The following is a 12,849-nucleotide window of genomic DNA, read 5'->3' on the forward strand; positions in this document are numbered from 1 at the left end:
GGCGATAGACGGGCGACCGATCAACGTCCTAACGTGCGTTGATCTCCCGTCTCGTCTGGAGGCTTCATGCGCCGCTCCTTGTGCGCCGTATTCGCGACCACGCTCGTCGCGGTCGGGCTCTTCCCGACCGCGGCGACGGCCGCGCCGACCGACCTGTTCATATCCGAGTACATCGAGGGATCGTCAAACAACAAGGCGATCGAGATCTATAACGGCACAGGCGCGGCGGTCGACCTGGCCGCCGGCGGCTACCAGCTCCGGATGTACTTCAACGGCGCCACCACGTCGACCAACTTCGCGCTGACCGGCACGGTCGCCGACGGCGACGTGTTCGTCTTCGCCCACTCCTCCGCCACGGCCGCGATCCTCGGCCAGGCCGACCAGACCACCGGCGCCGGGCTCTTCAACGGCGATGACGCGGTGGTGCTGGTGAAGGGCGCGGCGGCCGAGGTGGTCGACGCGATCGGTCAGGTGGGCGTCGATCCGGGCACGGAGTGGGGCAGCGGCCTGACCAGCACGGCGGACAACACGCTGCGCCGCCTCACCGCCCCCGACACCGACCCGAGCGACGCCTTCGACCCGGCCGCGCAGTGGGAGGGCTTCGCGACCGACACCTTCGACGGGCTGGGCTCGTACGGCTCCGGTGCCGTCCTCACCTGCGGCAGCACGCTCACCACCTCCGCGGGCGTGGCCGCGACCCGCACGGTGACCGCCACCGACCCGGACGACACGATCGTCGACCTGGCCGTCTCCGCGCCGCACGCCTCGATCACCCGTACGGCGCTGACGCCGGCGACCGGACCCGGCGGCACCGCGAGCGCCGAGGTCACCGCGGCCGCCGACCTGCCCGCCGGCACGTACCCGGTGACGGTCACCTCGACCGACGCCGACGGTACGACCGCCACCTGTGGCTTCACCGTGCAGGTCACCACCGTGCTCACGATCGGCGAGGTGCAGGGCCAGACCACCGACGCCGAAGACGGCAAATTCGACCGCTCGCCGCTCGCGCCCGCCTCGGGCAACGGATCGAGCAGCACGCTCTACGACGTGCGCGGCGTGATCACGCAGCGCACGCTCGCCCGCACCTCGGCCGGCGCCAACCAGTACGGCTTCTTCCTCCAGAGCCGCACCGGCACCGACGACGGCGACCCGCTCACCTCCGACGGGATCTTCGTCTTCATGAGCACCTTCGACACGCTCATCGGCGGATACGAACCGGTCGTCGGCGACGAGGTCGTGCTCCGGGCACGCGTTGCCGAGTACTTCAACCTGACCCAGCTCACCAGCGCCTCGCTCGTGCGCGTGCTCGACACCGGCGTCACCGACTTCGCCGTCACCGACGCGCTGCCGCCGCTCGACCTGGCCGCCGCCGACCGGTTCTGGGAGCGGCACGAGGGCGAGCAGATCCGGGTACGCGGCGGCAGCGGCGTCGTCAGCGGCCGCAACGTCTTCGCCTCCACCGCCGACTCCGAGGTGTGGCTGGTCGACCGCGACTCGGCCCTCCTCGACCGGAGCGACAAGTTCGGCCGGCGGGTCTTCCGCGACGCGCACCCCAGCGACAACGTGCCCGGCCAGCTCGTCGACGACGGCAACGGCGAGCGCATCATGCTCGGCAGCATGGGCGTGAAGTGGGCCGCGCAGGACAACACGGCCCTGCTCCCGCCCGCGCACACGTTCGACAAGCTGACCGCCGACGCGGTGGGCGGCCTCTACTTCTCCTTCGAGAAGTACGGCGTGCAGGCGGTGTCGGCCACGATCGCCGGCGGCACCTCGCCGGCCGGCAACGCGCCGCCATCCCCGGCGGCCCGCGACCGCGAGTTCGCCGTGGCGACGTACAACGTGGAAAACCTGTACGACTTCCGCGACGACCCCTTCGACGGCTGCGACTTCGTGGGCAACTCCGGCTGCCCCGGGGTGAGCCCGCCGTTCGACTACGTGCCGGCGTCCGAAGAGGAGTACCAGGCCCAGCTCGGCAACCTCGCCGACCAGATCATCAAGGACCTGCACGGGCCCGACCTGATCCTCGTGCAGGAGGCCGAAGACCAGGACATCTGCTCGGTGTCGGGTACGTCGCTGGTCTGCGGCACGGTCGACAACGCCGACGGCGCGCCCGACACGCTCCAGGAGCTGGCGCTGCGCATCCGGTCGGCCGGTGGCCCCGCCTACGCCGCCGCGTACGACCGGGACGGTGCCGACGACCGGGGCATCACCTCGGCGTTCCTCTACCGCACCGACCGGGTCGCGCTGGCCCCGACGGCCGCCAACGACCCAGTGCTCGGCTCGGCGCCCACCGTGTCGTACCGGGCGCCCGGCCTGCCGTACAACGCGGACGTGCAGAACCCGAAGGCGCTCAACGCCGACCTCCCCGCCGACGTGGACACCTCCACCGGCGTGGACGGCTCGGACGTCTTCACCCGCGCGCCGCAGGTGGGCAAGTTCACGGTGGCGGCCGCGCCCGGCTCGTCCGACAGGTTCACGGTGTGGGCGGTCAGCAACCACTACTCGTCCACTCCGGACGCCCGGATCGGGCAGCGGCGCGAGCAGTCCGCGTACGGTGCCGCGATCGTGACCGCGATGGGCGCAGGCGCCCGCGTGGTGTACGGCGGTGACCTCAACGTCTTCCCGCGCCCCGACGACCCGGTGCAACCCGCCTCCGACCAGCTCGGGCCGCTGTACGACGCCGGGCTGCACAACCTGTGGGAGGACCTGGCGGCGGACGTGCCCGAGGCGGCGTACTCGTACGTCTTCGAGGGCCAGGCGCAGACGCTCGACCACCTCTTCGTCAGCCCGGCACTCCGCTCCGACCTGGTGCAGATGCGGGCGGCCCACGTCAACGCCGACTGGGCGGCCGACTTCGAAGGCGACGGCTCGCGCGGCTCCAGCGACCACGACCCGCAGGTAGCACGCTTCCGCTCGAAGCCGACGCTCTCCGTCGCCGACGTGTCGGTGGTCGAGGGCGACAGCGGCAAGACGCCGATGACCTTCACCGTCACCGCGTCGCGCCCGGTGCCCCACGCGATCGCCCTGTGCGCCGCCACGCTGGGCGTCACCGCGATGCCCGGCTCCGACTACGACACGCTGGTGCGGTGCGTGGTCATGCCGGCGGGCGCGACCACCGCGACATTCACGGTGTCGGTGAAGGGTGACCGCAAGCGCGAGGGCGACGAGAAGCTCGCGCTGCTGGTCGGCTCGCTGCCCGGACAGTGGTCCAGCGATCCGATCGCGTACGGCACGATCGTCAACGACGACTGAGATTTGGCTCAAAATGGGGCGCGTCCGGCTGCCGGGCGCGCCCCAATCCGTCTCGGCACCCGCGACGCGAAGCTGTGCTGGCGACGCCTAGTAGTGCTTTGTTAGGTTAATCGGAATCTGTTGTGGCGTAAGGGTTTGATTGTTTGGTGGCAGGTTGGGCAGGCGCCGGTCCAGGTGGCGAGCAGGTATTGCAGCTCGTTGATGACCTTGTAGAGGGTCAGGCCGGCGCATCCGCTTTTGGGTCGTGTCGCAGCAGGGTGATGAATAGGTGCGCGGCGGTGACGAGGGTGACGTGGCGGTGCCAGCCGGTCCAGGAGCGACCTTCGAAGTGGTCCAGGCCGAGGCCGGTTTTGAGTTCGCGGTAGTCGTGCTCGATGCGCCAGCGGATCTTCGCGGTGCGGATCAGGTCGGCGGGGCTGGTGTCGGCGGGTTGGCTGGTCAGCCAGTAGGTGACAGGTTCGGGTTCGTCGTCGGGCCATTCGGCGATCAGCCACCGTTCGGGCAGGGTGCCGTCGGTGTCGCGGGTGATGCGGTGTCCGGCCGGGCGGACCCGTAGAAACACGAACTGTGAGCTGAGGCTGCCTTTGCTGCCCTCGCGCCAGGTGACCGTGGTCGCGGTGTCGCGGCCGGCGGCCAGGACGTGTTGGGTGATTGCGACCGGGGCGTGCGGGTAGTCCGGGCGGGTCGGTGGGCGGCCGTGCCCGGACCAGGTGGGTGGCACGGGTGCTGCGTCGGCGGGGTGGGCGAGGGTCTCGCCTTTGACCTGAACGCTGTAGAGGATGCCGCGTTCGTCGAGCGCGGCCCGGAACGGGCCGCTGTCGCCGTAGCCGCAGTCGGCGGCCACCAGCGGCGGCCGCAGCCCGTGCCCGGCGAGTTCGTCGAGCATCTCGATCGCCAGCATCCACTTCGGGCGGTGGCCCTCATCCTCCGGGATCGCGGACTTGCGGCGCCGCTGCCGGGCCGCCTCCGTCGCCGCCGCGGCCACCGCCGCGGCATCGACATCAGCGGGCGCGGCCGACGCGACGGCTCGCGGCGCGTTCTTCAAGGTTTTGCGCTGCTTGGCTTTTGCCGCCTTCACCGCCGCCGGTCCGGCCTTGGCGGCGTCCCACGACTCCGGCAGGAACAGCCGCCAGTCCAGCGGACACGACGCCGTATCGGTGACCGCGTGGACGCTCACCCCGATCTGGCAGTTCGCGACCTTGCCCAAGGTGCCGGAGTACTGCCGGGCCACGCCCGGCGAGCCGGTGCCGTCCTTCGGGAACCCGGTGTCATCGAACACCCATGCAACGGGGTCGATGAACTCGACCGCCCGGCAGGCCAGCCGCGCCCGCACCGCCGCGGTGTCCCACGTCGAGGTTGTCACGAACTGCTGCAGCCCTTGGTGATCCACCCCGAGCCGGGCCGCCATCGGCTGCATCGACTTACGCCGCCCATCCAGCAGCAGCCCACGCAGATACGTTTTTCCTTTCGCCCGCTGATCAGACCGGACCAAGGGCACGAACACGTCCGCGGCGAACGCTTCCAAGCGTTGCCGCACAACCGAAAGCTCATCCGGGGTCACCGAAGCATGAAACTACCCGCACCACCCGACGACCCCACGACACGCCGACCTAACAAAGCACTACTAGGGCGTGTTTCATAAGGGTCGGTCGAGCCGAGGCGGAGTCCAGGCGGCGTCCGGTGGTGCCGGGCGGAAGGTCGCATACCGGTGTTGTATGTGGCCTTTCGTCCGGTGCCGCCGGTCGTCGTCTGGGCCCGCCGCAGGCCGGGCATGCTCTTATGAAACACGCCCTAGTAGCGGGCGCGCAGCGCGGCAGCGGCGTCGAGGGCCCAGTACGTGAGGATCATCTGGGCGCCCGCCCGGCGGATGGACGTCAGCGTCTCCAGCATCGTGCGGTCGCGGTCGAGCCAGCCGTTGGCGGCGGCGGCCTCGACCATCGAGTACTCACCGGAGATCTGGTAGGCGGCCACCGGCACGTCGAAGGAGGCGTGGACGGCGGCGATCACGTCGAGGTAGGGCAGGGCGGGCTTGACCATCACGATGTCGGCGCCCTCGTCGACATCGAGGGCGACCTCGCGAAGGGCCTCGCGCAGGTTGGGCGGATCCTGCTGGTAGGTGCGGCGGTCGCCCACCAGCGAGGACTCGACCGCGTCGCGGAAGGGGCCGTAGAGCGCGGAGGCGTACTTCGCGGCGTAGGCCAGGATCGCGACATGCTGGTAGCCGGCCGCGTCGAGTGCCTTGCGCACGACACCGACCTGGCCGTCCATCATCCCGGAGGGGCCGACGACGGCCGCGCCCGCGGCTGCCTGGGCCACCGCCATCTCGGCGTAGATGGCCAAGGTGGCGTCGTTGTCTACCGAGCCGTCAGGCGCGAGCACGCCGCAGTGTCCGTGCGAGGTGAACTCGTCGAGGCAGAGGTCGCTCATCACCACGGTGGCGTCGCCGACCTCGGCGGTCACGTCGCGCAGGGCGGCGTTGAGGATGCCGTCGGGGTCGGTGCCGGCCGAACCGGTCTCGTCTTTGGACTCGGTGGCTGGCACGCCGAAGAGCATGATGCCACCGAGACCGGCCTGTGCCGCCGCGACCGCAGCCTTGCGCAGCGAGTCGCGGGAGTGCTGCACCACGCCCGGCATCGACGCGATCGGGCGCGGCTCGGTGAGACCCTCCTTGACGAAGACCGGCAGGATCAGCTCGGAGGGCGCCAGCTTGGTCTCCTCGACCAGCTTGCGCAGCGCTGGCGTGCGGCGCAAGCGCCGCGGGCGCACGTCAGGGAAGGGCATCAGCGAAACCTCAGCGCGGTGGGCCCCTGCACCTTCGAGCCGCGGCGCTGCTTGGCCGGCATGGCGGCCAGCTTTTCGCGCAGCTCCACGGCGTATCCGGCGAGGGCCTCGACCAGGTCTGGCACGGACGCGTGGGCGGGCTGGACATCGACCCGGAGGCCGAACTCCGTCGCCGTCTCGGCCGTCTTCGGACCGATCACGGCGACCACGGTGCGGGTGTGTGGCTTACCGGCGATACCCACCAGGTTACGCACGGTCGAGGACGACGTGAAGAGAACCGCGTCGAACCCGCCCGACTTGATCGCGTCCCGGATTTCCGCGGGTGGCGGAGCGGCGCGGACCGTGCGATACGCGGTGACGTCGTCGACCTCCCACCCCCGCTCGCCCAGCCCCGCGGCCAGCGTCTCGGTGGCGATGTCGGCCCTCGGCAGCAGCACGCGCCCCACCGGGTCGAGCACCTCGTCGTGCGGCGAGAACTCGGCCAGCAGCCCTTCGCTCGACTGCTCACCGGAGGGTACGAGCTCGGGCTGGATGCCGAACGCGCGCACCGCGTCGGCCGTCGCCTCACCGATGCAGGCGATCTTCACGCCGCCGAAGTGGCGGGCGTCGAGGCCGTGCTCGCCGAACTTCTCCCACACGGCCCGCACGGCGTTGACGGAGGTGAAGATGACCCACGCGTACCGGCCGTCGACCAGCCCCTTGACCGCTCGCTCCATCTGGGCCGGCGTGCGCGGCGGCTCGACGGCGATCGTCGGCACCTCGCAGGGGATCGCACCGTAGGCGCGCAGGTGCTCGCTCATCACGCCCGCCTGCTCCTTGGTGCGGGGTACGAGCACCTTCCAGCCGTACAGCGGGCGGTTTTCCCACCAGCTCAGCTTGTCGCGGTGGGCGACGCCCTCGCCCAGCGTGAGCACGACGCGGCCGGTGAAGCCGAGCGCGGCGGCCACGAAACTGTCCACAGTGGACGACGTGGTGTACTGCGTCTCGCCGGTGCCGTCGCCGGTCACGCCGACCGCCGTCCCGCCGTCGACCCCGGCGGCGAGCAGGCCGTCGCGCACGGCCGCGAGGTCGCCCGCGTCGATGGCCAGGGCGAGCGAACCCCGGGCGATGCCCGCGGCGAGCGCTTCGAAGTCCAACGTGGACACATCGTCGACGTCGGCGGCGGCGCGGAGCCCAGGCAGTGGTACGCCGGCGTACGTGGCGACGCCCTCGGCCTGCCCCACGCCGGGCACGACCTCGAAGTGCACGGCGGTACGCGCGACCGCCTGCACCTCCTTGACGACCGAGTCGTGGCCGAACGGGTCGCCGGCGACAAGGTGCACCGCCTGCTGCCCGGAACGGGCCGCGGAGATGAGCACCTTCGCCACGTCGCCCGGCGCGCCTTCGGCCGGAGTGAACTGGGCATCGCTCTTGGCTTCCGCGCGGATCGCGTCGAGCAGCGGCTCGGAGACGCCACGGTCGTAGACGACCTGGTCAGCCTCGGTCAGCGCGGCGTGCGCCCGGCGGGTCAGCAGGCCGGGGTCGCCGGGACCGGCCCCGACGAAGGCAATCCGGCCTGCGGGCTTACGGGTGCGGCTCATTCTCTGTGCTCCCAAGTAGGGTCTCGGCGCCACACTCGACAAGATCGGCGGCGAGAGCGCGTCCGATCTCCGCCGCGGCGGCGGGCGTACCGGTGCGGGACAGCCGGATGTCTCGGGTGCCATCCGGGCTGATCACAGCACCGCGCAGGTAGATCTCTTCACCGCTGTCGCCCTCGGCGACTTCGGCGAAGGCGGCCACCGGAGCACTGCACCCGGCCTCCAGCGTGGCCAGCAACGCCCGCTCCGCGGTGACCGCGGCGCGGGTCGGTGCGTGGTCGAGCCTCCCCAGCAGCTCGACCAGGTCTTCGTCGTCGATCCGGCACTCCACCGCAAGCGCACCCTGAGCTGGGGCGGGCAGCATGAGCATCGGGTCGAGGGTCTCGGTGATCTCGTCGGTGCGGCCGAGGCGGGCGATGCCGGCGCGGGCCAGCACGACGGCGTCGAGCTCGCCCCCGCTGACCTTGCGCAGCCGCGTGTCGACGTTGCCCCGGATCGGCACGACCTCGAGCTGCAGCCCGAGCGCGTGCAACTGGGCGATCCGCCGCAGCGCGCCGGTGCCCACGCGTGACCCGGGCGGCAGCTCCGCGAGCGTGCGGCCACCGCTGGCCACGAGCGCGTCGCGCGGGTCCTCCCGCAGCGGTACGGCGGCGATAAGCAGCCCTTCGGCCTGCGCGGTGGGCAGGTCCTTGTACGAGTGGACAGCGAAGTCGATCTCCTTGGCGGCCAGCGCGTCACGCAGCGCGGAGACGAAGACGCCCACGCCCAACTGCTGCACCGGCGCGGTCGACCGGTCGCCGGCCGTCACGATCTCGACCAGCTCCACGTCTCGCCCGGTAGCCGCGCGCAGGCTGTCGGCGACAAGCTGGGACTGAGCCAGGGCGAGCGCGCTGCCCCGGGTGCCGAGCCGCAAGGTCACTGATTTTCCTCCAGGTCGGGCACCTCGCCGGCCTGGGCGCTGCGAGGCACCTCAAGGTCGAACAGCTCGCGCAGCAGCGCCGTGTACTGGTCGCCGCCCGGCTCGGCGGCGAGCTGGCGCACGCGCACGGTCGGCGAGTGCAGCAGGCGCTGCACGACCCGGTGCACGGTGTGTGCCACGTCGGCGCGCTGCTCGTCGGTCAGATCGGGACGACGCTGGGCCAGCCGGCGCAACTCGGCGGTGACCACGTCGTCGGCGCGGGTGCGCAGGGCCGCCACGGTGGGCGCGACGTCGGCGCCGCGCAGCCAGGCGAGGAAAGCCTCGACCTCGGTGGCCACGATCTCGTCGACCGCGGCCTCGTCGGCGGCGGCCGGCCCGGTGCGCAGGCTGGCGGCGAGGCGGTCGATGTCGATCACCACGACGCCCGGCACCTCGGCGGCGGCCGGCTCGACGTCACGCGGCACGGCCAGGTCGAGGATGACCAGCGGCCGGTCACGCCCCTCGACCGCGCGGGCCACAGCCTCGCGGGTCAGCACGTGCTCGGTGGACGCGGTGGCGGTGGCCACGACGTCGACGGCGGCAATGGCGGCCGGCAGGTCGGCGAAGGGCACGGCGGTCGCGCCGTACGCCGTGGCGAGGCGCTCGGCCCGGTCGGCGCCCCGGTTGGTCACGGTCAGCGGCCCGGCGCCGGAACGGGCGAGCGTGGCCAGCGAGAGCGAGCCCATCGCACCGGCGCCGATCACCAGCGCGGGGCGACCCGCCAGGTCGCCCACCGGATGCTCGCAGTCGACGCCGAGCAGGCACTCGTGCCCGCCGGCGAGCGCGGACGCGGCCACGCCGAGCGCGGCGGTCACCACGCTCTGGCCGGCCCGGTCGATGCCGGTCTCGGTGTGCGCCCGCTTGCCCACGCGCAGGGCCTGCTGCATCAGCTCGTGCAGCAGGCGGCCGGCGCTCTCGTGGTCGATGGCCGCCTGGTACGCGTCGCGGAGCTGCCCCAGGATCTGCGCCTCGCCGACCACCATCGAGTCGAGCCCGCTGGCGACCCGGAAGGCGTGCTGCACGGCCGCCTCGTCGTAGTGCACGTACAGGTGGTCGGCCAGGTCGGCGGCGGTGCGCCCGGCCCGCTCGCCGAGCACGCCACAGATCTCGCCGAGGCCGCCGTGGAAGCCGTTGACCGCCGCGTAGACCTCCACGCGGTTGCAGGTGGAGAGGACGACGGCCTCGCTCACGTACGACTGGGCGAGCAGCCGGTCGAGCACGCCCGCGAGATCGGCCGGGGCGACCGCGATCTGCTCGAGGATCGAGACCGGTGCCGTGCGGTACGACGCGCCCACGACTATTAGGTTCACGTGCCGACCGCCTCCTCGGTGCCGGTAGCGGAGAGCCCGCCCGGCAACGCCGTGAGGCCAGCCGCGGGACCGGTGGCCGGCAACGAGGTGAGCGATGCCTTGCGGTGCTCGTGGAACGAGAGGATCTGCAACTCGATCGCGAGATCGACCTTGCGGACGTCGACCCCCTCGGGTACCGAGAGTACGCAAGGAGCGAAGTTGAGAATGCTCGTAACACCCACGGCGACCAACTGGTCGGCGACCAGCTGCGCGGCGGATGCCGGTGTCGCGATCACGCCAATGGCGATCGACTCCGCCTCGGCGATCTCCGCGAGGTCTTCGATATGCCGGACGACCAGCCCGTTTATCAACTCGCCCACGCGCGAGGGATCGGCGTCGAAAAGCGCGGCGATGCGGAACCCTCGAGTGGCGAAGCCCGCGTAACCGGCGAGCGCGTGACCGAGGTTACCCACTCCGACCAGGGCAACCGCCCGCCGCTGGGTGAGACCCAACACGTACTCGATCTGCTCGATCAGCAGGGCGACGTCGTAGCCGACGCCACGCGTGCCGTAGGACCCCAGGTGGGAGAGGTCTTTGCGAAGCTTGGCGGAGTTGACCCCGGCGGCGCTGGCCAGCCCTTCGCTGGAGACGGTGTCGTGGCCGGACTCGGCGAGATGGTGCAGCGCACGGAGGTATTCCGGAAGGCGGGCCACCGTGGCCTCCGGCAGGTCCGGCAGGGCCGGGACCGCACCGGGCTGCCCGGACTGACCACCTGGGCGCTGCTGACTCATGTGACTCCGTGCTCCGTGGGGAACCCACCGTCGACAGCCTCGGCGGGCTGTGCTAGCGGGGCGCTACGGCTTTACAGACTAGGCGCTTGTGAAGTCGTGCACAAATCGCGATCTTGATCAAGCCACTCACGTACCCAGGTAGGCCAGAACGGCCAATACCCGGCGGTGCTGCTCCTCGTCTGGCGGGAGTTGAAGCTTGGTGAAGATGTTGCGCACGTGCTTTTCCACCGCACCATCGCTGACCACCAGAATGCGCGCGATCGCGGTATTGGACCGCCCCTCGGCCATCAACGACAGCACCTCTCGCTCTCTCGGGGTGAGCTGGCGCAGCGGATCGTCACGGCGGCGGCGCACCAGCAACTGGCTCACCACCTCGGGGTCGAGCACGGTGCCGCCGGCCGCGACCCGCCCCAACGCGTCGAGGAACTCGGCGATCGCGGCGACCCGGTCCTTGAGCAGGTAGCCCACCGCGCCGGCCCGGTCGGCGAGCAGGTCGTCCGCGTACGACACCTCGACGTACTGCGAGAGCACCAGGATCGGCGTGCGCGGGACCCGCTCGCGGGCCGTCACCGCCGCGCGGAGTCCCTCGTCCGTGTGAGTGGGCGGCATCCGCACGTCCACGATCGAGATGTCGGGCCGGTGCGCCTCGATCGCCTCGACCAGCCTGTCTCCGTCGCCCACGGCGGCCACCACCTCGTGGCCGTTTTCGGTCAGCAACCGGACGAGGCCCTCCCGGAGGAGGACCGCGTCGTCGGCGATTACCACGCGCATGGGGCTTTGTAGCTCGGCTTCGCTCAGCATGGCAACTCGGCGCGTACCTCGGTCGGGCCACCGGGCGGGCTCGTCACGTCGAGCGTGCCGCCGTTGGCCCGCAGCCGGTCGGCGATACCCGCCAGGCCGTGTCCCTTGGAGAGATGCGCACCGCCCTCGCCATCGTCGATGATGTCGATCTTCAGCCGCTCCCCCTCCTGGGAGACGACCACCCAGCACTCGGTGGCGCGGCTGTGCTTGGCCACGTTGGTGAGCGCCTCGGCCACCACGAAGTACGCCGTGGTCTCCACCGAAGGCTCCAGCCGGCCCAGCTTGGAGTCCACCGTGAGATCGACGGGGATCACACCGCGGGCGGCGAGGGCCGCGAGCGCGCTCGGCAGGCCGCGGTCGACAAGGATCGGCGGCGCGATGCCCCGGGAAAGCGCGCGCAGCTCGGCCAGCGTGTCGCGGGTCTGCGTGAGCGCCTCGTCGAGCGTCCGCCGGGCCGCCTCGGGGTCGGTGTCCATCTGCTGCTGGGCCCGGCCCAGGTCCATCGCCAGCCGCACCAGACGCTGCTGCGGACCGTCGTGGATGTCCCGCTCCAGCCGGCGCAGCGCGGTGGCCTCGGCCGAGACGGCCGCCCGCCGCTGCTCCTCCAGCACCGTGATCCGGTTGCGCATCTCGGCCACGCCGGTGAGCAGCGCCTTGCCGAAGCTCGCCTCCAGCAGCGCGCAGCCGCGGACGACGACCGGCAGCGTGATCAGGAAGAAGAGGCCGAACGCGGTGTACATGGCGATACGGGCGCCGATCGAGTCGCCGAGGCCCAGCAGCTCGGCCAGGTCGGTGTCGTCGGGGTCGTTGGGGATCACCCACGCGTACGTCCAGTAGAGGCAGCCGCCGATCGCGCCGGCCCACCAGGCGACCGTGACCGCGAACGAGAAGATCGAAATCGGAAACTTGATGATGCCGTGGGCCAGATCCAGCCAGGACTGCGTGTCGGCGATCGGCGTGACGACCCGGCGCCAGACGCTCGCGCCCTCGTCCGTCGTGCGGTACTGCGGACGGATCCGGTCCAGCGGCAGCACGATGGGCATGCGCAGCCGCTCCATGTCGGCGAACGCGCGTGCCGCGTACAGCGCGCCGGCCAGGATGGGCAGACCGATCACGGTGACGCCGAGGCCGATGCCGAGGGCCAGCCCGGTCACCGACACGATGAATGAGGCCACCGCGATGGGAAAGCCCAGCAGGACATAGCCGGAGTCGGCCGCCAGTTGGCGGACCATGGAACGGCGGGCGCCCGGCTCGGTGCTGACGCTCGCGGGTGCGGTGGTGGTGGTCATGTCATCGACGCTAGGCATTGGGCCGGCTGGCTCCCATCCCGTCGGCTGGCCTCTTGGCGGTAGGGCTTTCCCTACTATCGCGGACCAGCCCTACTATCGCGGACCAGCGGA

9 protein-coding genes are annotated in these 12,849 nt (G+C 71.4%); 1 reads left to right on the forward strand and 8 read right to left on the reverse strand.

The annotated features are described in order from the left end of the window. Nucleotides 1–66: 66 nt before the first annotated feature. Nucleotides 67–3,252, forward strand: a complete 3,186-nt coding sequence (locus ACFFIA_RS11465; protein WP_377249576.1) for a lamin tail domain-containing protein — start codon at nucleotides 67–69, stop codon at nucleotides 3,250–3,252. A 217-nt stretch (nucleotides 3,253–3,469) separates the two neighbouring features. Here the strand turns inward: ACFFIA_RS11465 and ACFFIA_RS11470 are convergent, their stop codons facing one another. The 8 genes from ACFFIA_RS11470 to ACFFIA_RS11505 form a co-directional block, all read right to left on the reverse strand. After that, entirely contained in the window at nucleotides 3,470–4,813 is a 1,344-nt protein-coding gene (locus tag ACFFIA_RS11470) for an IS701 family transposase (protein WP_377249578.1), read from the reverse strand. 230 nt (nucleotides 4,814–5,043) lie between these two features. Beyond that, nucleotides 5,044–6,033, reverse strand: coding sequence for a porphobilinogen synthase (hemB, locus tag ACFFIA_RS11475; protein ID WP_377249580.1), 990 nt, complete (start codon nucleotides 6,031–6,033; stop codon nucleotides 5,044–5,046). Further along, a complete protein-coding gene (locus ACFFIA_RS11480) occupies nucleotides 6,033–7,613 on the reverse strand; it encodes a bifunctional uroporphyrinogen-III C-methyltransferase/uroporphyrinogen-III synthase (RefSeq protein WP_377249583.1) in 1,581 nt (526 codons plus the stop codon). The genes hemB and ACFFIA_RS11480 overlap by 1 nt, the downstream gene beginning before the upstream one ends. Next, complete coding sequence (gene hemC / locus ACFFIA_RS11485; RefSeq protein ID WP_377249585.1) at nucleotides 7,597–8,529, reverse strand: hydroxymethylbilane synthase; 933 nt, start codon at nucleotides 8,527–8,529, stop codon at nucleotides 7,597–7,599. Before hemC ends, ACFFIA_RS11480 begins: the two co-directional genes overlap by 17 nt. Beyond that, on the reverse strand, nucleotides 8,526–9,878 hold the full coding sequence (locus ACFFIA_RS11490) for a glutamyl-tRNA reductase (protein ID WP_377249588.1): 1,353 nt from the start codon (nucleotides 9,876–9,878) through the stop codon (nucleotides 8,526–8,528). Before ACFFIA_RS11490 ends, hemC begins: the two co-directional genes overlap by 4 nt. After that, the gene (locus ACFFIA_RS11495) at nucleotides 9,875–10,648 is read right to left on the reverse strand and encodes a redox-sensing transcriptional repressor Rex (protein ID WP_377249591.1); all 774 of its coding nucleotides are present in this window, start codon (nucleotides 10,646–10,648) and stop codon (nucleotides 9,875–9,877) included. Before ACFFIA_RS11495 ends, ACFFIA_RS11490 begins: the two co-directional genes overlap by 4 nt. 126 nt (nucleotides 10,649–10,774) lie before the next feature. Further along, nucleotides 10,775–11,419: a response regulator gene (locus ACFFIA_RS11500; protein ID WP_377249593.1), complete on the reverse strand. Its 645-nt coding sequence runs from the start codon at nucleotides 11,417–11,419 to the stop codon at nucleotides 10,775–10,777. Nucleotides 11,420–11,442: 23 nt separating this feature from the next. Beyond that, nucleotides 11,443–12,738 carry a sensor histidine kinase gene (locus tag ACFFIA_RS11505; RefSeq protein ID WP_377249596.1) on the reverse strand — a complete coding sequence of 432 codons (1,296 nt, stop codon included), beginning with the start codon at nucleotides 12,736–12,738 and terminating at the stop codon, nucleotides 11,443–11,445. Nucleotides 12,739–12,849 lie beyond the last annotated feature (111 nt).

The organism is Phytohabitans kaempferiae (assembly GCF_042433955.1).
GTDB classification, from domain to species: Bacteria; Actinomycetota; Actinomycetes; order Mycobacteriales; family Micromonosporaceae; genus Phytohabitans; species Phytohabitans kaempferiae.

Excerpts from the sequence above, each read along its gene's own strand:
- ACFFIA_RS11465 (WP_377249576.1), top strand. The coding sequence starts at position 67 with ATGCGCCGCTCCTTGTGCGCCGTATTCGCGACCACGCTCGTCGCGGTC.
- hemB (WP_377249580.1), bottom strand. The coding sequence starts at position 6,033 with ATGCCCTTCCCTGACGTGCGCCCGCGGCGCTTGCGCCGCACGCCAGCG.
- ACFFIA_RS11480 (WP_377249583.1), bottom strand. The coding sequence starts at position 7,613 with ATGAGCCGCACCCGTAAGCCCGCAGGCCGGATTGCCTTCGTCGGGGCC.
- ACFFIA_RS11495 (WP_377249591.1), bottom strand. The coding sequence starts at position 10,648 with ATGAGTCAGCAGCGCCCAGGTGGTCAGTCCGGGCAGCCCGGTGCGGTC.
- ACFFIA_RS11500 (WP_377249593.1), bottom strand. The coding sequence starts at position 11,419 with ATGCGCGTGGTAATCGCCGACGACGCGGTCCTCCTCCGGGAGGGCCTC.
- ACFFIA_RS11505 (WP_377249596.1), bottom strand. The coding sequence starts at position 12,738 with ATGACCACCACCACCGCACCCGCGAGCGTCAGCACCGAGCCGGGCGCC.